18 protein-coding genes are annotated in these 19,121 nt (G+C 53.7%); 5 read left to right on the top strand and 13 right to left on the bottom strand.

Translation table 11 applies throughout. The features are described 5' to 3' along the window. Positions 1 to 27: 27 nt before the first annotated feature. Positions 28 to 1,536, bottom strand: coding sequence for a DUF885 family protein (locus METLA_RS20580; RefSeq protein ID WP_206740943.1), 1,509 nt, complete (start codon positions 1,534 to 1,536; stop codon positions 28 to 30). Between the two features lie 81 nt (positions 1,537 to 1,617). Further along, complete coding sequence (locus METLA_RS0104740) at positions 1,618 to 2,499, bottom strand: hypothetical protein (protein WP_152539373.1); 882 nt, start codon at positions 2,497 to 2,499, stop codon at positions 1,618 to 1,620. A gap of 289 nt (positions 2,500 to 2,788) precedes the next feature. Between METLA_RS0104740 and METLA_RS0104735 the strand changes: the two genes are divergently transcribed. Continuing rightward, complete coding sequence (locus METLA_RS0104735) at positions 2,789 to 3,235, top strand: hypothetical protein (RefSeq protein ID WP_024297464.1); 447 nt, start codon at positions 2,789 to 2,791, stop codon at positions 3,233 to 3,235. 388 nt (positions 3,236 to 3,623) lie between these two features. Here the strand turns inward: METLA_RS0104735 and METLA_RS0104730 are convergent, their stop codons facing one another. From METLA_RS0104730 to METLA_RS0104710, 5 genes are all read right to left on the bottom strand, one after another. Next, complete coding sequence (locus METLA_RS0104730; RefSeq protein ID WP_245598729.1) at positions 3,624 to 3,836, bottom strand: hypothetical protein; 213 nt, start codon at positions 3,834 to 3,836, stop codon at positions 3,624 to 3,626. A 164-nt stretch (positions 3,837 to 4,000) separates the two neighbouring features. Next, complete coding sequence (locus METLA_RS22465) at positions 4,001 to 4,318, bottom strand: SIR2 family NAD-dependent protein deacylase (RefSeq protein ID WP_152539372.1); 318 nt, start codon at positions 4,316 to 4,318, stop codon at positions 4,001 to 4,003. Positions 4,319 to 4,389: 71 nt separating this feature from the next. Then, positions 4,390 to 4,842 carry an SIR2 family NAD-dependent protein deacylase gene (locus METLA_RS22460; RefSeq protein ID WP_152539371.1) on the bottom strand — a complete coding sequence of 151 codons (453 nt, stop codon included), beginning with the start codon at positions 4,840 to 4,842 and terminating at the stop codon, positions 4,390 to 4,392. A gap of 972 nt (positions 4,843 to 5,814) precedes the next feature. Then, positions 5,815 to 6,918, bottom strand: a complete 1,104-nt coding sequence (locus tag METLA_RS0104715; protein WP_024297462.1) for a transglycosylase SLT domain-containing protein — start codon at positions 6,916 to 6,918, stop codon at positions 5,815 to 5,817. Positions 6,919 to 6,934: 16 nt separating this feature from the next. Next, positions 6,935 to 7,621, bottom strand: coding sequence for a histidinol-phosphatase (locus tag METLA_RS0104710; RefSeq protein WP_024297461.1), 687 nt, complete (start codon positions 7,619 to 7,621; stop codon positions 6,935 to 6,937). A gap of 152 nt (positions 7,622 to 7,773) precedes the next feature. On the opposite strand from METLA_RS0104710, the gene METLA_RS0104705 reads away from it, so the two are divergent. Further along, on the top strand, positions 7,774 to 8,358 hold the full coding sequence (locus tag METLA_RS0104705; RefSeq protein ID WP_024297460.1) for an RNA pyrophosphohydrolase: 585 nt from the start codon (positions 7,774 to 7,776) through the stop codon (positions 8,356 to 8,358). Positions 8,359 to 8,363: 5 nt separating this feature from the next. Here the strand turns inward: METLA_RS0104705 and cpdA are convergent, their stop codons facing one another. The 6 genes from cpdA to METLA_RS0104675 form a co-directional block, all read right to left on the bottom strand. Next, entirely contained in the window at positions 8,364 to 9,155 is a 792-nt protein-coding gene (gene cpdA, locus METLA_RS0104700) for a 3',5'-cyclic-AMP phosphodiesterase (protein ID WP_024297459.1), read from the bottom strand. A gap of 7 nt (positions 9,156 to 9,162) precedes the next feature. After that, complete coding sequence (gene argA / locus METLA_RS0104695) at positions 9,163 to 10,479, bottom strand: amino-acid N-acetyltransferase (RefSeq protein WP_024297458.1); 1,317 nt, start codon at positions 10,477 to 10,479, stop codon at positions 9,163 to 9,165. Between the two features lie 136 nt (positions 10,480 to 10,615). After that, a complete protein-coding gene (ilvD, locus tag METLA_RS0104690) occupies positions 10,616 to 12,313 on the bottom strand; it encodes a dihydroxy-acid dehydratase (RefSeq protein WP_024297457.1) in 1,698 nt (565 codons plus the stop codon). A gap of 64 nt (positions 12,314 to 12,377) precedes the next feature. Continuing rightward, positions 12,378 to 13,055: a TIGR04211 family SH3 domain-containing protein gene (locus METLA_RS0104685; protein ID WP_024297456.1), complete on the bottom strand. Its 678-nt coding sequence runs from the start codon at positions 13,053 to 13,055 to the stop codon at positions 12,378 to 12,380. 43 nt (positions 13,056 to 13,098) lie between these two features. After that, a complete protein-coding gene (gene argF, locus METLA_RS0104680) occupies positions 13,099 to 14,001 on the bottom strand; it encodes an ornithine carbamoyltransferase (RefSeq protein WP_024297455.1) in 903 nt (300 codons plus the stop codon). Further along, entirely contained in the window at positions 13,998 to 15,185 is a 1,188-nt protein-coding gene (locus METLA_RS0104675; protein ID WP_024297454.1) for an acetylornithine transaminase, read from the bottom strand. The genes argF and METLA_RS0104675 overlap by 4 nt, the downstream gene beginning before the upstream one ends. Before the next feature lie 170 nt (positions 15,186 to 15,355). Here METLA_RS0104675 and grxD point away from each other — a divergent pair, with 170 nt between their 5' ends. From grxD to METLA_RS0104660, 3 genes are all read left to right on the top strand, one after another. Further along, positions 15,356 to 15,679 (top strand): Grx4 family monothiol glutaredoxin, encoded by a 324-nt coding sequence (grxD, locus tag METLA_RS0104670; RefSeq protein ID WP_024297453.1) that lies wholly within the window; start codon positions 15,356 to 15,358, stop codon positions 15,677 to 15,679. Positions 15,680 to 15,850: 171 nt separating this feature from the next. Next, a complete protein-coding gene (locus METLA_RS0104665; RefSeq protein ID WP_024297452.1) occupies positions 15,851 to 17,755 on the top strand; it encodes a cytochrome c peroxidase in 1,905 nt (634 codons plus the stop codon). Positions 17,756 to 17,962: 207 nt separating this feature from the next. Then, entirely contained in the window at positions 17,963 to 19,117 is a 1,155-nt protein-coding gene (locus METLA_RS0104660; protein ID WP_024297451.1) for an SIS domain-containing protein, read from the top strand. Positions 19,118 to 19,121 lie beyond the last annotated feature (4 nt).

The following is a 19,121-nucleotide window of genomic DNA, read 5'->3' as shown; positions in this document are numbered from 1 at the left end:
AGACAGAAAGGCATCGTGGAAAGCCTTTCATGATGCTCGCCCACCGTGCGGCACTGTCCATTCCTCCCTAAGTTTACGGATCATTAATTTGCCCAAGGTATAGTTAAGATAAGCCGGATCGAATGTGCCGCGAGCCGCTTGTTGACGCGCATTGCCTATGTCACAAAAGGCAAGTTCTCGAAACATTTTTTCAGAGGCCTCTACGGTCATTCCCTGGGTATGTAGGCCGATTGCAGAGAGAAATCGAACGTTACGGAGCAAAGCGTTTACCAACTGGCCGATATGCGATTCAGTATCTCCGGCATTCAAGCCGGCCTCCCACATCAACTCTTCCGTATAATGCGCCCAACCTTCGGAAAATGCGTTGCTTCTAAACAATTGGCCGAATTTCGAGCCTACATGACGGGCATGCAACCGTTGCAAAAAATGTCCAGGCCACACTTCGCGGGCCGAAACAAAAAGCAGATCCGCCTTGCTGGGTATGTAAGCCGCCTGCTCGGCCGGACTCCAGGCAGGGTCCGGGGGCGCGACATAATAGGTTGAAGGAAGTCCGTGTTCGAAAGGACCAGGAATGTCAATGTAGGCTAAATTCCATCGGTTGAAAGGCGGTGATTCCGCAACGTTTGCCCCCTCTGGGTCCGGGATGGATACGAGATTTTGTTCGGCAACGAACGCCTTCAAGGTACTAAGCTGCTGACGCGCCACGGCAACGGTCCCATTAGCTGGTTTCTGAGCTTCGACCTTTCCTACACAGGATTGGAGGGAAGCATTCGGCGCATAGTGTTTACAGGCCTCCTTGAGGGCATCGAGATTGCGTTGGAGGTCTGCACGTCCCACTTTTTCCAGGGCATTCAACGGCAAATTGACACCTTCCGTGGCCTTGAGCATTTCCTGAAAACGCGCTGCACCCATGGCAAAATCGCCGGTGGCGCGGGGGCGTTGGAGTTCCATCCAGCCTGTTAGCTCTCGCATCGACTTGGCCGCCATGGGGACTACCGCATCGAATGCTTTCTTCAATTGGGAATCGGTGACCGTAGCAAAGGCAACCTTGGCATCTTCGATAAAGGCGCGTAGCCGCTGTTCGATTGGAGCATAGGCACGGCTCACATAAACATTGGGATCCAAACTGGGAGAATAGAACATAGGGTTCTTGTATGGCGTTTCAGCGGTTTGCAACCAAAACAATTTCTCGTTGATCACCGCAAGCAGGTACTGCCGCTCGAATCGCTCGGATTCTTTTAGCGCCGAAGTGCGATACTGGCTAGCCTTTTTCCGTTCGGATTTAAGCCACTGTATTTCTTTGCTCAACCCCACTGGACTCCAGTCGGGCAGTTTACCATCGAAGCCATGGCGACCGGCATTGACTGCGAAAGACGGGTGCAGGATGAAGTAACTTTCAATAAATTGGTCGACAAAGACATGCCATGCGGGTTGTCTGGATTTTGCCTGGATCGGTTGCGCTGTAAACAGCAAGCCAGCAACAATCATTCCAATTGAAAATAGTCGCATTACTTGAGAATACCTGAAACGAGTCATGGCGGACCTCTGTTTCCAATGAAAGTCGTAACATAAATCGACTAGCCAGTACTGTCAAACGTAATAAGTGTTTTTTAAGTTCTACTCTAGATCGAAATCGACAGCATGGCGAATCTTGCCGCCGCCAATGCGCATAGAACCTCCCGCCGAAATATCCTTTGCATCGGCGGCTTTGGCATTGATGCTTCCGCCAGCGTTGACTTTAGCACCGGATGCGATAGTGCCCGTGGTTACAGACCCTCCAGCATCAAGAGTCGCGCCCGTAGAAACGTTCCGCACCTGAATGCTTCCACCGGCAGCAAGGTTGGCTTTTCTACCGATGTTGAACGCTTCTATATGACCTCCTGCATCGGCTTTCACGTAGTTGCCCATATTTTCCGCATTGATGCTTCCTCTTGTTACGAGGGAAGCACCACTTCCAATATTGCCTCCAATTTTTATGCGGCCATTGGCTTTTAGGGAAGAGGCGGCCCCCACATTTCCTGCAACAATAATCGAGGCATCGGTCTTCAGATTCGCATGATTACTGACACTGCCTTGGATTTCAATCCCACTAAATCCGCCAAAATTCTCTGTCGTTCCCGTATCGATTTGTTGTCCATTGATCGTGATGCTTCTACTGTTTTGGCTTTCTGTGATGACAATAGCGCTTCCTGAATTTAGGGCAATGCTGCTTGCACGGGTGACGATAACAGTGCTGCCTTTTTGGGTTTCCAGCGTAACATTGTCTTGCACTTCTCCGTGTATTTTTACACCCCCTTTGGTAACTTTGATGTGAGCACCACTCCCAATTGCGCCTGCGATTTCAATTGAATGATCGAAAGTGAGCTTGGATCCTACGGGGATATCGGAAATCGTCTCGATTTGTTCGCTCTGCTCATGCGCAGGTTGTTGCGCAACGACGCCCATAGCTATCGTAGCTAAAACCGCGAAAAAGACGATGGTTTTAGGTGAGAGGGCCATAAAATTTATCTTACTGTTTGGTTGAAATTGTCGAGCGCGGGATTGATGCCAAGCCAATGCGGCCATTCTACATATGGAACATGAAACTAAAAACTAAAAATTAAGACAAACCTATCGTGAACGCCATCGACGGGTTTTTTATATATCGTCACCCTTGATAAATCCACTATCTTGAACTGTATAGGGCTCAGTAGCTAGAAATTCTTACATCTTAAGTATTTCAATTAGCCTTTATCGGTATAAAATAAAACCATCGGATGCCTGTGTTATAGCTGAGGTGGGAGGTAAGATGAAAATACAGCGTATTTTTTTATCAGCTTTTTTAGCGGCTTCCTGTGTTTTTCTTAGTGATTACATCGAGGCTGAAGAGAGTCATAGTTCGGCGGTGACAAAGCAGAAACCTGTTGTTGAAGTCACAATACGCAATAACACAAAATCTGTTAAGACAAATCAGAAAAAATCGACAAGTGTTGCCGGTAAAAACGACCTTGCTAAACAGAGCGGGCCGCAAAAGCCGCTGAATCTTTCTATTACGCACGCGTATGTTGAGGAAAGCGGGCCATTAACCGGACAAAACACAGGGATCCAGGCTAAGGAAACCAATATTTTCGCTGGCGAAAAAAAAATGACGCGCCCCATGCAGCTCAATGGCAGATTGTTGACATCGCAAGAACCTGAAGTTGAAAAACAAAAGTTGACTGAAGGGGTGGGGATAGTCATCAACATTAAGCCCTGAGCGTCGCTGAATAAATAAATCCCGCGCTTTAAAAGCATAGGTATCTACACAAATCCGCTTCATCTGTCGCCCAGACAGGCGTACGAGAAGTTCTCGCGTTTTTTGTCCAGTCGCATGGGTCATCTGATAACGGTCTTGTTTACCTCCAGCCGGTGATAGTTTAGCCGCGACCAGTCATGGACGCACAGTGCCCACTCATCACAGTGACGGGCAAGTTCATGCGTGCAATTACTATGCGCCGCCACCAATTTCCCATAGCGTTTATGCTTACATATCTTGATCATTGTTCTTAGTTGTGTAGATATCTGTGCTTTTTGGGGGCGGGCTCAATGATCAAGTTAACGATGCGGTCAGCTCCCAAACGCGGTCAGAAGCTTGAAAAAGTATGTTACAACGCCACTTGTTTCTGTGTCTCGTCTAGATCCACCCAATCCATTTGCTTTTCAACGATCGTGCTTAACTCCAGCTGACCCAGCGACGTGATCATCGTGAGTTCGGAGTTGATTTGTTCCAACTGCTCCAAATGCGCCACCAGCTCGAATAAATCGGTTTGATTGGTATTTTTCTTAGATTTCCTCGTTTTTCTCATATCAAAACCCACTGCTATTGTGTCTGTGGCTCAATTTCCTACCAGGTTGTTCTTTTCGTGCGCAAACCTTTTATTTTAACAGATGCTCAGAAAAGTATGTCATCCATACTGACAAGAGTAGGGGGCTTCGAAAAAGAGGGGGCGCCTGGTCTGGCGATTCCATTAAAACGCAAGATCTAGGATCCGGCAGCGATCCGGTCTTTTATTAAATCGGCAAGCATGGGCAGAAAGGCTGCGCTGCCGCCTTGCAGGAAGAGGCCTCCTGGGCTTCGTTGCGCCGTCTCGGAAAATATATTGAAATCGGGATTGATGTCGATGATGGCTGCGCCGCGTCGCAGTACGGTGCTTACGACCTGATTCGGTAGGTTTGCCGAACCGGTTGTGCCCGCGACGATGAGCAAAGCGGTTTTGCCGGCGGCATCGAGCGAACTTTCGAACCGGTAATGCGGTTCGTCGTAATACTCGTCCCAGAGCAAGACATGCGGCCGGGTCATGGATTTGCATTTAGGGCAAATCAGCATGCCCCAAGCGCAGGCGGAAAGATCATCGCCTCTCGATATTCGGGTCAGGCCTTCCGGAAGCGGATATACTGCATCAGCACAGCGCTCTCTAGTGCAGCGCATGTAGTCCAAATTGCCGTGAACCTGATACGTTCTTTCGTTCGTGTTGCCGGCAGGCCATCGACATTCTGGGTGATCAGCCTGAATCGACTGCCAAGCCGTTCTTCCATTTGTGCGATCGCCAAATGTCCAGGGTTGGGAGTCGCAGCCTCACAGACGCCGCGCCGGAAGAGAAACCATTTCCAACCTTCCTTGGGGTTTTGCTGAAGCATGGACAGGGTGGCAATCCCGCTCGGCTGATAGTTTTTTGAGCCTACGGTCCAGTATCCCTCCCGGCCTCGAAAAGTCGGTATGCCGCTTTCCGCAGAAACGCCGGCACCGGTGAGGAGGGTGATGAGTTCTCCGGTTTTCAAGGCCTCTGCGATTATGCGGACCAAGGGGGCGATAGGTGTTTGCATTAAATAGAAATCTCCTGACTTTCTGTTAATGGCTGCTCATTGCAAGGCGAATTTGCCTGCGTTGGTTTTCTTGGGTTTGGCCTGGAAATCCTCAGGCTCGAGCGGATTGGAAGAGCCAAAATAGCCATTTTGATAATCATCCTCGCGGGTTCGCGGGTACGGTTGCTGCAAAATAATGTTTCATGGAAACTCTCCTTTGAGTAAAGTGAAAATAGCTTGCTTGAAGCGGAAGGGCCGTCTTCATGTCAGCAAACGCGTTAGCTGCTGGCATGTAAAAAAGCCGGGATTCTCAAGCCGTTGTTGGGCGGCAATGGTTTGTCGACAATTACGCTTATTATATCTATTATCATATAATAGAATCTTATTTGCCTATGTCGAACGTTGATGTCGAAGCCGGCGCCAGCAGAGAACCAGCCGGGGGTAGGTGGGGCTGGAGGACGCTCTCCATCAAAGAAGTGCATAGTTCTCCTGTATTTCGGGTGAAAGTGTCCTTCGAAGGAGAGGGCTCTTTAGATAGTGAGCGATCAGGCCAAACTATAAAAATGACATAAATATACTATTATCACATAATAGATTCTTATTTAGACGGTCACCAACTCCTTCATCCTAGGAGAGATACTGGATCTGAGAGAGTAAGCAATGAGGAAAGAGATTGGACAAAACACGAACAAATGATCTATTACCATATAATAGAAATAAACTAAACGCCAGAACTATACCCATCTGCACCCATCCGCCTCGAATGCCCAGTCAGGATTAGTCAAAGAAATCGAAAAAGCTCAAATCCAGTAAAAAAGAGTTAGACAATCTTCAGGTAAAATAAGGGAAGGGGACGGGTACTTCGTTGTTGCGGGGATGAGGCTTGTCGCGCCAGTCTTTCCGGTTTATAGCTTTCAAGGCGATAAACTTGCAATGTTAGCCGGATTTGCTGGCGCCCAGTATTTTTGTGGGCCGAATCAATGCTTGCGTGTTTTAGAAACCGGCATGCAAACCCGGTATGCCGATATGCTGGATGTGGAGGGCATTTTGGCCTTCTTCGTAGGCCAGTAGTTTGCCTTCCTCGCGCCAAATCCGGAAGGCCAGTGCATGGGATAGGACCCGTACCGGATAGCCGCGCGGCATCTCCTGCAAGTAGGGCTGGATGGTCGTGAAATCCGAGGTGTGGTATTGGTCCATGATGAAACGCAAACCGCCGTTGGCAGGACCTATGTTATAGGCCAGCAGCGCCAAAAACAGGTCTTCGTGCATTTCGTCCAAATAATGCTTGAGCGTTGCGGCGGCGACAAAGGCATTGTGTTTCGGATTCTGCAAGTCCAACTTGGCGACCTCCAATCGCTCGGCGGCTTCCTCTAGGGTCGCCTTCGGCACTTGCGTGATCTGGAACAGACCGCGCCCGCCGTCGGCGCTGTCTTTCGGCAGGAACGAGGACTCGGCCGCGGCAATGCCGTGCAGAATATTCACGTCGACATCGAAAGCCTCGGCCGCGGCCTCGATCGAGGGGGTAAATTTCTTGGCCCGGACCAGCATTTTTTGCAAGTCCTTGGTGCCGTAACGCCGGTAAGCGGCATAGATCTGATGCTCCAAGGTCACGCGTCCGGCTTCTTCCTTGCCGCCGACCAGGGTGCGGAAACGTCCGTAGGCCAACGCGAAATTATCCTGTACGGTAAACCAGCCGATGATGATGGCTAAACCCGCGGCGACCAAAGGCGAGAGGTATTCCGCCTTCAAATGCAGCCATTGCCGCAAGCGCCACCAGCCGAGCAGTGATGCTAACGTCAGCAATACCAGCAGCAATATTCCGAACGCGAACGGTAACAGACTGCCGAAAAAACTGGTGCCGGTAAAGCGGTCGGCGGAATAACCGATCAGCACGATAATCAGCGAAATCGCGACGATCGAGAGGCTGATCAATTCGACCGCAAGCATCGCCAACTTGTGTTGCAAGTAACCGGGCGGCGGCACTTTTTTCTTTTTGCGGGATTTGGAGGGGCCTTTCTTCGGCGCTGTCGATTTCCGCTTCGGCTTGGGCTTCGGCGGGTCTATATCGGCTTCGGGTAGGCTTTCCGGTTTATCCATGAATTAGGCTGTCGGGTCATTTGTGCAAATGATCGGCGGGACACACGCCGTTGCGTAGACTAATGATAGGCCATTTTGCCGATTCGGCGTGTTGCCGTAAGGTGTCGTCCGGATCGACCGCGATCGGATTTTCGACCTTGCTGAGCAAAGGCAGGTCGTTATGCGAATCGCTGTAAAACCAGCTGTTTTGCAGCGACTCGTTCGAGTTTTGCAGCCAGCTTTCCAGGTAAGCAACCTTGCCTTCCCGAAAGCAGGGCAGGCCAACGAAAGCGCCGGTATAGCGTCCGTCCTTGAATTCTGGCGTGGTCGCGAGCAGATTGTCGATGCCGAACAGTTTGACGATCGGTTCGGTCACGAAACGGTTGGTCGCGGTGATCACCAGCAGTGTGTCGCCGCGCTTTTTATGCTTCTCGACCAGTTCGAGGGCCGGCTGTAAGAGCAACGGACGGATGATGTCTTCGATAAATTCGGCGCGCCATTGATGCAGCCGTTCGGGCGCATGCAGGGACAAGGGACGCAACGAAAATTGCAGGAACTCGACGATGTTCAGGGTGCCGTGTTTATAGTCGTCATAAAACTTCGCATTCGCCTGCTCATAGGCATCCTTGTCGACGATGCCACGGTCAACTAAAAATTGCCCCCATAAATAGTCGCTGTCGTCGGCTATCAGGGTATTGTCCAAATCGAAAATTGCTAAACTCACGGCTATCCTGTCAATAAATAAAAGGCTCATCGCCTATGGAAACTCTGTTGATTTTATGGTTCAATGAGGTATTAATTTAACTGCCTCGCCATCCCCGCAATTTTATCACACACGCATCGGGGAGAAGGCAAGGCAAACAACAAGGTTTTGACATGATAGACTCGAAAGGATACCGACCCAATGTCGGGATCATCCTTTGCAATGACGAGGGTCGCGTGTTTTGGGCAAAACGGATGGGGATGAATGCTTGGCAGTTTCCTCAAGGCGGAATCAATCATGATGAAGATCCAGAAACGGCGATGTATCGTGAATTGTGGGAGGAGACCGGCTTACAGCAGCAGCATGTTCAGTTGCTGGGGCGCACCCGTTATTGGTTGAGATATAAACTGCCTGAACGTTACATTCGCAAAAATACGCTGCCGATCTGCATCGGACAAAAACAGATTTGGTTTATTTTACGGCTGGTCACGCATGAATCGAACGTGCGTTTCGACCATTGCCCCAAGCCGGAATTCGATAACTGGCGCTGGGTCGATTACTGGGAACCGCTGAAAGACGTGGTTTACTTCAAGCGCAAGGTGTATCAGCGCGCGATGATCGAATTGAGCGAGATTCTGGCGATCGAAGGGATGCCGGTTGAGCTGTCGTCGGAGAAACCGTTTAAGGAGCCGCAGAGCACCGGTAAGCCCAGAGGATATCGCAGGCCTAAATACAGAAAGGCCGGGGCGAGAGCGTAAGGCTTTCAATAGGGACCGGTTTTAGTCTGTAAACCGCTGAGCGCTTCCGGCAAGCGGTAAACGGCGGTTTCCAGACCTCCATCCTGCTGCAAGTGTATCATCCGGTAGCCGGGCGCGGTATCGACCACGCTGAACCCCATGCTTCCCGGCTCGAACTGAAAGCAGGTCGAGGGTGCGCTGAAGAGGCGTATCGCATCGACTTGCTTATCCATCACCTGGTGGATATGGCCGCAGGTAACTGCCTTGATCTTCGGGTAGCGGCGCAGCACCGCAAGAAATTCCGCACTGTTTTTTATCATCATCGCATCGAGCCAGGGGCTAGCGATCGTTTGGCAATGATGATGCACCGCAATCAACGCATGCCGATCGGGGTAAGCGTGCAAACACGCTTCCAGAAAGTCCAATTCCTGCTTTTCCAGGCGGCCGCCAGGTTTGCCGGGAATCTGGCTGTTCAATGCGATGATCTGCCAGTTGTCGAGTAATGTTTGTTTGTTGCAGCTGATCTGGCCGACATTCAAAGCGCTATGCATCTGCGCGAGGTCATCATGATTGCCCGGCAGGCAGATACAGGGCAGGTCGTATGTCTGCAGTTTTTGCGCGATGCGCTGGTAGCTCGCGATCGTCGGGTGCTGCGCTAGGTCGCCGGTGGCCAGGATCAGATCGATTTTTGAATTTACCGCGAAGGCATGGTCAAGAACCTTGTGAAAATAATATTCCGTGTCGACGCCGAGCATCGTTTCTCCTGGATGAGGGAGAAGATGCAGATCGGAAATTTGCAGGATCGAATACTCAGGCATCAGGATCTCAGTCGACCGTCTTGCAGAGAATTTTGGAGTTACGCTGTGGATTATAAAGACGCTTCAGCGAATCCGGCAGGCTCTGTAAATCCGTCGGGGCGAATCCGCGCTCGATGAACCAGTGCATCGTTTGCGTCGATAAGGCATAGATCTTTTGCAGTCCTAAACTCTTCGCCTTGGCATAGGCGTATTCCATCAGCCGGTTGCCGCGGGACGCGCCCTGGTAATCCGCATGCACGGCCAGGCAGGCGATCACGCCGCTTTGGCTCAGTTCATCCCGGTGCAGTGCGGTACAGCCGATGATCAAACCGTCGCGCTCGATGATGATATAGTCGGAGATCTCCATCTCGATCTTTTCGCGCGAGCGTTTGGCCAGGATGCCTTGCTGTTCGAGCGGCTTGATCAGCTCCAGGATGCCGCCGATGTCGTTCAACGTCGCTTGCCGCAACTCTTCGAACGGCGTCGCGCTGATCAGCGTGCCGACGCCATTGCGGGTGAATAATTCGAGCAACAGCGCGCCGTCGGTCGTGCGGTCGATCAGATGCACCCGGCTGACGCCTGCGTTCGAGGATTGAATCGCGGCTTTCAAGGGCAGGCTGGCGATAATCGGAAGGTCTGGGTGTTGCTGCAAAAACGCGCCGGCTTCTAGGGTCGTCATCTGCTGGATCTGCTTGCCGCTGCCCGGATCGTGGAAGCTTTGCTCGGTCAGTAAAATCAGTTTCTCTGCTTTCAACGCGATCGCGACCTGGGTGGCGACCTGTTCGGCGGACAGATTGAATACCTCGCCGCTCGGCGAATAGCCGATCGGCGAAATCAGCACGATCGCATCCTGATCGAGCTGCTGCGCGATCGCCGCGCCGTCGATGCGCCGCACTTCGCCGGTATGGCCATAATCGACGCCGTCGATCACGCCGATCGGCTTGGCGGTCACAAAATTGCCGGAGGCGACGCGCAATCCGTAACCTGCCATCGGCGTATTCGCCAGCCCCAGCGACAGCAGCGCTTCGATTTCGACCCGCGCGGTGCCGGCCGCTTCCTTCACGCATTGCAAGGCCAGTCCGCTGGTGATCCGAAGGTTGTTGTGAAATAGGGCAGGGGCATCCAGCTTTTTCAGCCGTTCGTCGATCTGCGGGCGAATGCCGTGCACCAACACCAGCCGAATGCCGAGGCTTTTCAGCAACGCAAAGTCGTGCACCAGATGGTCGAAATCTGGATCGAGCAACGCTTCGCCGCCGAAATTGATCACGAAGGTCTTATTGCGGTGCGCGTGGATGTAGGGAGACGAATCTCTAAACCAGTTGACGAAGGATTGGTTGGGTACCATCAAAGGAAAGGATTTATTGATTGTGAATTTTTGTTAGGCTGAGGTACGAAGCCTAACAGAACGGTCGAGACACCATAAGAATGTTGGGCAACGATAAAGCCGTTGCCCAACCTACAATAGGGAGCGTACCTTATACTCAGTCCAAATTATCGGTTACCGCACCTTTAGAGGCCGAGCTGACCAGTTTCGCATATTTCGCCAGTACGCCTCGTGTATAACGCGGCGCCGGTTGCTGCCATTTGTCGAAACGGCGGGCGATTTCATGTTCGTTCACATGCAGCGTCAACGCATTGGTTTCCGCGTCGATCGTGATTTGATCGCCGTTTTGCACGATCGCCAGCGCGCCGCCGGTGTAGGCTTCCGGGGTGATGTGGCCGACCACGAAGCCGTGCGTGCCGCCGGAGAAGCGGCCGTCGGTGATCAGGGCGACATCCTTGCCGAGGCCCTTGCCCATCACCGCCGAAGTCGGCGACAGCATTTCGCGCATGCCCGGGCCGCCTTTCGGGCCTTCGTAGCGGATCACGATCACGTTGCCCTTGACGATGTCGCCGTTTAAAATGGCCTGCAAGGCCTGTTCCTCGGCGTCGAAGACTTTCGCCTTGCCGGTGAAAACCAGGCCTTCCTTTCCGGTGATCTTCGCGACCGCGCCTTCGGGAGCGAGATTGCCGTACAAGACGACCAGGTGGCTGTCTTTTTTGATCGGTTGGTCCAGAGGGCGAATCATGTCCTGGCCTTCTGGATAAGGCTTCACGTCAGCCAGGTTTTCGGCCAGCGTCTTGCCGGTCACGGTCAGGCAGTCGCCATGCAGCAGGCCGCGATCCAGAAGTTCCTTCATCAACGGTTGAATGCCGCCGATTTCGATCAGTTCGGCCATTGAGTAGTGGCCGCTCGGTTTCAGGTCGGCGACCATCGGCACGTGCTTGCCGATGCGGGTGAAATCGTCCAGGGTCAGGTCGACGCCGGTCGCATTCGCCATTGCCAGAAGATGCAAGACCGCATTGGTCGAACCGCCGAGCGCGATCACAACCGTGATCGCGTTTTCGAACGCTGCCTTGGTCATGATGTCGCGCGGCTTGATGTCTTTTTTCAGCAGACCCAATACCGCCGCACCCGCGCGTTCGCAGTCGAGGCGCTTGTCTTCGGAAACCGCCGCCTGTGCGGAACTGTTCGGCAAGCTCATGCCCATGGCTTCGATCGCAGAAGCCATCGTGTTGGCGGTGTACATGCCGCCGCAGGAGCCGGCGCCCGGAATCGCTTTCGCTTCGATCTCGGCCAGTTCCGCGTCGTCGATCTTGTTGTTTGCGCGCGCGCCGACCGCTTCGAAGACCGACACGACGTCGAGCTTCTTGTCTTTGTGACAGCCCGGCAGAATCGTGCCGCCATAGACGAAGATGGCAGGACGATTTAAACGAGACAATGCGATCATGCAGCCCGGCATATTCTTGTCGCAGCCGCCGATCGCGACGATGCCGTCGAAGCCCTGGCATCCGACGACCGTTTCGATCGAATCGGCGATCACCTCGCGCGACACCAGCGAATATTTCATGCCCTCGGTGCCCATCGAGATACCGTCCGAGATCGTGATCGTGTTGAAGATCACCGCCTTGCCATTGGCTTGATTGACGCCGTGCGCCGCATCGTCGGCCAGTCGGTTGATGTGCATATTGCAGGGCGTCACCATGCTCCAGGTCGAGGCGATGCCGATTTGCGGTTTATGGAAGTCTTCGTTGCTGAAGCCGACCGCGTGCAGCATCGCGCGGCTCGGCGCGCGCTCCATCCCATCGACGACCAGGGATGAAAAATGACGGGTTTTATCGCTGCCGGAATTGGCCATGTATCTGTTCCAGGAATATGTTGAAAAAAGCTTGGAAGAAAGGGGCAAGCGCCGGCTTTAAAGATTAATAAAAGGTATCCCAATTGCTCGACTTGCGCCGCCAGCTCAGTTTCGGCAGGATGAAGCCCAACAGCATGCCGATGGCGGCCACCATGCCGCCGTAGAGGAACCAGTCCTGTTCGCTGCGATCCTTCAGCGCCGCGTTTTCACGCTCCAGTTGCTTGGCTTCCTTTTCGATCTGCACATAACGTTCCTGATAATCGTCCCGTTCTGTCTTGATGCGGATCGCTTCGCTCGAGGCTTTTTTGAGATCGCTGAGTTCGCGCGCCAGTTGGTCGCGTTCCTTGGTCAAGGATTGTTCTAGAGTGGAGCCAGGCGTCAAAAACTGTTTCAGTTTGAGCAGTTCGAGTTTCAGCGCCGCATTTTCGGATTTCAGCGCGCTGCTTTCCTTGGTGGCCGTTTCCAGTTGTGTCCGGCTGGGCGGTTCTTTCATCGTGTTGTGGGTCAGGATATACCCCTCGGTGCCGTCTTGCAGGCGTACTCGGGTATAGCCGCTTTTCTTGCTGATTTCGAGCACGGTTAGCGGAGTGCCCGTCTCCAGCGAGCGCACGACGGCGCCTTTGTTGCTTTCCTCGCTGCGCAGCGCGATGATGTGCGTGTCGGTCACATAGACTATCTTGTTGGGCTCTGCCGCGTAGGCGGCGCCGATGACCAGCAAGGAAGAAAGGAATAGACGTTTCACGATGGCATCTCTTGGCAAGGACGGAAGTGTCGCAATTTTAACGTTATTTCCCGCAGATGAGAAATTCCAGCAAGGCTTTTTGCGCATGCAGGCGGTTTTCGGCTTCTTCGAAAATGACGCTTTGCGGCCCGTCGATCACCTCGGCGGCAACTTCCTCGCCGCGGTGGGCGGGTAAACAGTGCATGAACAGCGCATCGGGCTTCGCGGCGCGCATCATTTCACCCGTGATTTGATAATCCTTGAACGCCACTTCGCGCAATTTTTGTTCTTCTTCCTGTCCCATGCTGGCCCAGACGTCGGTGACCAACAGGTCGGCATCACGGGCCGCGTCGATCGGCGCCGCGAAAAACCGCACATGATCGCCGCCCGCCTGTACGATGGCCTGATCTGGCAGGTAGCCGTCCGGGCAGGCGATATGCAGACGAAAATCGAGCAGCATCGCGGCATGGATGTAGGAGTGGCACATGTTGTTGCCGTCGCCGATCCAGGCGACCGTTTTGCCCTTGATGTCGCCGCGTTTTTCGAAATAAGTCTGCATGTCGGCCAGCAACTGGCAGGGATGCTGCTCATCGGTCAGGCCGTTGATCACCGGCACCCGCGAGTTCAGCGCAAAGGTCGTCACCATCTCGTGGCTGTGGGTGCGCAGCATCACGCAGTCGACCATGCTGGAGATGACTCGGGCGCTGTCCTCGATCGGCTCGCCACGGCCCAGTTGGGTATCCCGCGGAGAAAGGAACATCGAACTGCCGCCGAATTGCGCCATGCCGGCCTCGAACGATACGCGTGTGCGGGTCGACGATTTTTCGAAAATCATCGCGAGCACCTTGCCCTGCATCGGGCGATAATCGGAGGCGCGATTTTTTTTGAGTTCGATCGCCCGATTGATCAGTTTCCGGAACTCATAGCCGGTAATGTCGAGCAAGCTGATGAAATGTCTGACTTTCATAGTGTTACATCTTGTGCAGTGTAGTCTTTGATAAGACCGGATAAGGTGGCGGCGAGCAGTTCGATTTGCTCGTCGTCGAAGATCAATGGCGGCAGCAGGCGGATCGTTTTTTCGTTGGTCACATTGATCAACAAGCCTTGCGCCAGGGCTTTTACGACCAGTTCGCCGCAAGGCCGATCCAGCTCGATGCCGATCATCATGCCTTTGTGGCGAATGTCGACGATGCCGGGAACGTCGTCCAGGCTTTCGCTCAGCGCCGCATGGATCGCGCGGCCTTTCTGCTCCGCCTTTTCGATCAGGTTTTCCTGCTCCAGCGTTTCCAAAACGGCCAGGGCCGCGCTACAGGCCAGCAGGTTGCCGCCGAAGGTCGAGCCGTGGTTGCCCGCGGTCAACACCTCTGCGGCCTTGCCGCGCGCGAGACAGGCGCCGATCGGAACGCCGTTGCCCAGGGCTTTCGCGAGCGTGACCACATCGGGCAGGATGCCGTTGTGCTGGACCGCGAGAAATTTGCCGGTGCGGCCGACGCCGGTCTGGATTTCATCGAGCATCATCAAAAGATTATGCTGGTCGCAAATGGCGCGTATCCGGTTCAGATAATCGGCCGCCGGCACATTCACGCCGCCTTCGCCCTGCACCGGTTCGACCAGGATCGCGACCACGCCGTCGTTATCGGTCAGCGCCTGTTCGATCGCGACGACATCGTTGTAAGGCGCGCGGATGAAGCCTTCGACCAAGGGCTCGAAACCTTGCTGGACTTTCGGATTGCCGGTCGCGCTCAAGGTGGCCAAGGTGCGCCCGTGGAAACTTTTTTCCATCACGATGATCCGAGGAACATCGATGCCCAGGCTGTGGCCGTATTTGCGCGCGATCTTGATCGCGGCTTCGTTCGCTTCGGCGCCGGAATTGCAGAAAAACACGTTGTCCATGCCGCTCAATTCGGCGAGCTTGGAAGCCAAGGTTTCCTGCACCGCGATGCCGTAAACGTTCGAGGTGTGCAAGAGGGTCTCGCTCTGTTTACAGATCGCTCGGTGCACAGCCGGGTGCGCATGACCCAGGCTGCAAACCGCGATGCCCGACAAGGCGTCCAGATAGCGCTTGCCGTCGGTGTCCCATAACCACGCGCCGGACCCGCGCGCGAAGGTCACCGGTAAGCGCCCATAAGTTGGCATGATGTGACTGCTCATTTCATTCGCCTGTAAACGAGAAAAACCGGCGCTGAGCGCGGCCGGCAGAAAAAAAAGGCTCGATTATAAATTTCTATTGACTATCAGGCAAGTAGCGGCGTAAAGATTTGCTTTTTTAATACGCATAATCTTGCTAGAATCAGACAGTTTTCTTTATTGAGTGTTAAAAAATGAGTGTCATCGAAAGAATTAAATCCCAGCTGGAATCCAATTCCGTCGTCCTGTACATGAAAGGCTCCCCCGATTTTCCGCAATGCGGTTTTTCCGGCCAGGCCGTGCAAATTCTGGACGCCTGCGGCGCCCAATATGCCTATGTGAATATTTTTGAAGATCCCGAACTGCGCGATGCGTTGAAAAGCTATTCAAATTGGCCGACCTATCCGCAGCTTTATATCGCGGGCGAACTGGTTGGCGGCTGCGATATCATGACCGATTTATATCAAAAAGGCGAATTGGCTAAAATGCTCGGCGCCGTTGCTTCTGCCGCCGAATAAGTTTCAGGCTTTATTCATTTCCCAGCAAAGTCCCGGCGGTTCGGCAGAATCTGGCCGGGGCTCTGTTCCCGCCTTTTTACCGGCGTTATCTTCAATCCGTTTCCGTCTGAGTTGGTCAAACCGGCGTCGGGCAATGAATCCGCCGTGCTGAGTGTTTGTAAAGGAAAGTGCATGAAATTCGGGGCAAACAGAATACAGCGCTTATTTGTCTTCCTGCTGTTGGCGACTCAGTTCCTGGCGGCCGATCTCTATGCGGCTGACCAGCCGCCGCTTGCGCCGGGTTATGGCAAGCTGCAATTCGCTTTGCCGGAGCCCGGCACTTATCAATTGCCGCCCTTGGGCGATGCCGCCGACGGCAACGTGCTGGACAGCCACGGCAAGGCGATCAAATTGTATGATCTGCTGGGCGACAAGATCGTGCTGCTCAGCTTCGTTTATTCGACCTGCAACGATGTGAACGGCTGTCCGCTGGCGACCGCCGTGCTGCATAAGATCAAACAGCGGCTGCTCAAGGAAAAGGACATCGCGGCCAAACTGCGGCTGATCACGCTCAGTTTCAATCCCGAACACGACACGCCGGAAATGATGGCGAAATACGGCGAGGCATTGCAAGCGCCGGGCATCGAATGGCATTTCTTGACCACAGGCTCCGAAGCCGACCTGCAGCCTATCCTGGACGGCTACCGGCATACGGTGCAGAAGGTCTATGACGCCGAAGGCAAAAACACCGGCACGTTTACGCACGTGTTGCGGGTTTATTTGATCGATACGAATAAACGCATCCGTAATATTTACAGCGTCTCGTTTTTGCATGCGGATACGCTGATCAATGACATCCGAACCCTGCTGACCGCCGAACCTAAGCTGGCTGTACAGCAGGCTGCGGCCGGCAAGGCGTCGTTGTATCAGCCGGGCGATGACAAGTCGCATTACGAAAGCGGCGATTACGAGACCCATTCGACCGCGATGAAAGAGCGGCAGGGCAAGGCGATCGATTTGCTGGAGCGCGCCCGGAAGCCGATGTTAGGCTTGCCGCGCGTGCCGGTCCCGCAGGACAATCCCTTAACCGCCGCCAAAATCAGCCTGGGCCGTAAACTGTTCTATGACCGCCGCCTGTCGCTGAACAAGACGTTTTCCTGCGCGATGTGCCATATACCCGAGCAGGGCTTCACCAGCAACGAGATGGCGACCGCGGTCGGAATCGAAGGGCGCAGCGTCAGGCGCAATTCTCCGACCCTTTATAATGTCGCTTATATGCGGACCTTGTTCCATGATGGCCGCGAAACGACGCTCGAACAGCAGGTCTGGGGGCCATTATTGGCGCACAACGAGATGGCGAATCCGTCGATCGGTTATGTGCTCGATACCCTGGCGCAAAGCCCTGACTACAAAGGGCTGTTTCAAAAAGCCTTCGGCAAAGGGCCGAGCATGGAGACGGTCGGCAACGCGATCGCCAGCTATGAGCGCACCTTGAATTCAGCCGCATCGCCCTTCGACCGCTGGTATTACGGCCAGGACAAAAAAGCGCTGGATGAACAGGCGCAGAAGGGCTTTACCTTGTTTACCGGCAAGGCGCGCTGTTCCGAGTGCCATACGGTTACCTCCAAGTTTGCCTTATTCACCGACAACGATTTTCATAATACCGGCATCGGTTATAGCGGAGCCATGCAAGGCGCGAGCGATAAGCGCCGGGTGCAGATTGCGCCGGGCCAGTTTGTCGAGCTTGACCGCGAGGTAGTGGCGTCGGTATCGGAAACGAAAAGCAATGACCTCGGCCGCTATGAAGTCACCCAAAATCCTGAAGACCGCTGGAAATATAATACGCCGTCGCTGCGCAATATCAGCCTGACCGCGCCTTACATGCATGACGGCAGCCTGCAAACACTCGAAGAGGTCGTGCAATTTTATAATCGGGGCGGCCAGGCGAACGAAAATTTGGACCCGTTGATTAAGCCTTTGCAGTTGAACCGCGATGAGGTTTCGGCGTTGGTCGCGTTTTTGCACAGCCTGACCGGTTCCAATGTGCCCGATCTGGTCGGCGATGCCTACGCCGCGCCGATCGGCGATACGCATTAAGGCTTGGATCAAAATTAATTTCTCGAAATGAACTGAAGCTGCGTGCGAGCGGTTTGCAATCGCAACTCAAGGCTGTGTTTTCAGGGCAGCCCCAGCCCCTCGGTCGCGCTTAAAAAGCGCTCCCCAAGGTATTGGTAGTTCTACCAATAGCCAGTATTTCGTCCTGGCTATACGATAGATTAATCTTTAGAGAGTATTCGGAAAACCATGGGCACTCGCGTATCCAAAAAAATGATGACTTCGTTTGAAAGCATTGGCGCTACAGGGGCCATCCTGATGGTCAATGCTTTCGATCCGCAGATTTCGACCAGTAAAATCTTTCTTGAAGCGATACAAACAAACGATCTGCCGCACGTCGTGATCGGCAACAAAATGGATCTGGTCAATCCGGATGAATTCAGTCAGCTCGAAGCCGAACTGGGCTGCAAGGTCATGCCGATGTCACTGTTGACCCGGCAAAATACCGATCATCTGAGCGAGTCACTGAAAAAAACCTTTCCGGAGCAAGCGAGGATCTCGGTGCTGGGAATTTTCAACACCGGAAAAACCAGTCTGATCGCGCATTTGACCGGCAAGGCGTTGAACATTTCGAATTTGCCGGGCACCACCCTGGAATTTGAAGAGCATGACTGGGGTAGCAGGGTATTGATCGACTCTATCGGCCAATTGATCGATGTGAACCGTCCGTTCATGGTCGGCTACGATTTCACCGGGCTCGATCAACCCGATCTGATGTTCGAACATGCCTTGCGTCAGGAAGCCGAAGGCATTCTTTCCTCAATCCGTTCCGCCAAGGCCGGCTTCCTATCCGCGCTGGAACTGATCGCCGATTGTATCGACAAGGGCGGCAAGATTGTGATCACCGGCGCCGGCGCGTCTGCGCTGGTGGCCGAAGAGATTGCGGGTCAATTTTATGAAACCGGCATCACCTGTTTGCCGGTCACCAATGCGATGAGTCAGGCGAACCCGGTTTCATTCGCCAAGGGTGTGGCCGAGGAGGAGGGCGGATTGGCGCGTTATGTGGTCAGCATGGTCTCGCCGAATGACGTGGTGATCGGCGTTTCCGCCTCGGGCGGAACCGGTTTTGTCTATGAAGCCTTGCGCCTTGCAAGGATCAAGGGAGCTAAAACGATTGCGCTTACCGAAAACAGGGATACCCCGCTCGGCGCCAACGCGGACGTGATCATCAAGAGCAGCGCCAAACCGGAAGGCCCTTCGAGCACGAGGGTGCAGACCGCTCACCTGTGCATCGGCCATGCCTTGGTGTGTACGCTGGCTGCGATGCGCGGCTTGACCGGCGAGGAGTCGGTCAATTTCATGATGCCGGAACATATTGCCACCAAGAAAATGGGCATTAAATAACTAA

Source organism: Methylomicrobium lacus LW14, from assembly GCF_000527095.1.
Taxonomy (GTDB): Bacteria; Pseudomonadota; Gammaproteobacteria; order Methylococcales; family Methylomonadaceae; genus Methylomicrobium; species Methylomicrobium lacus.
The sequence above is the reverse complement of the archived record's forward strand: the minus strand, read 5'-3'. Positions and strand labels throughout refer to the sequence as shown.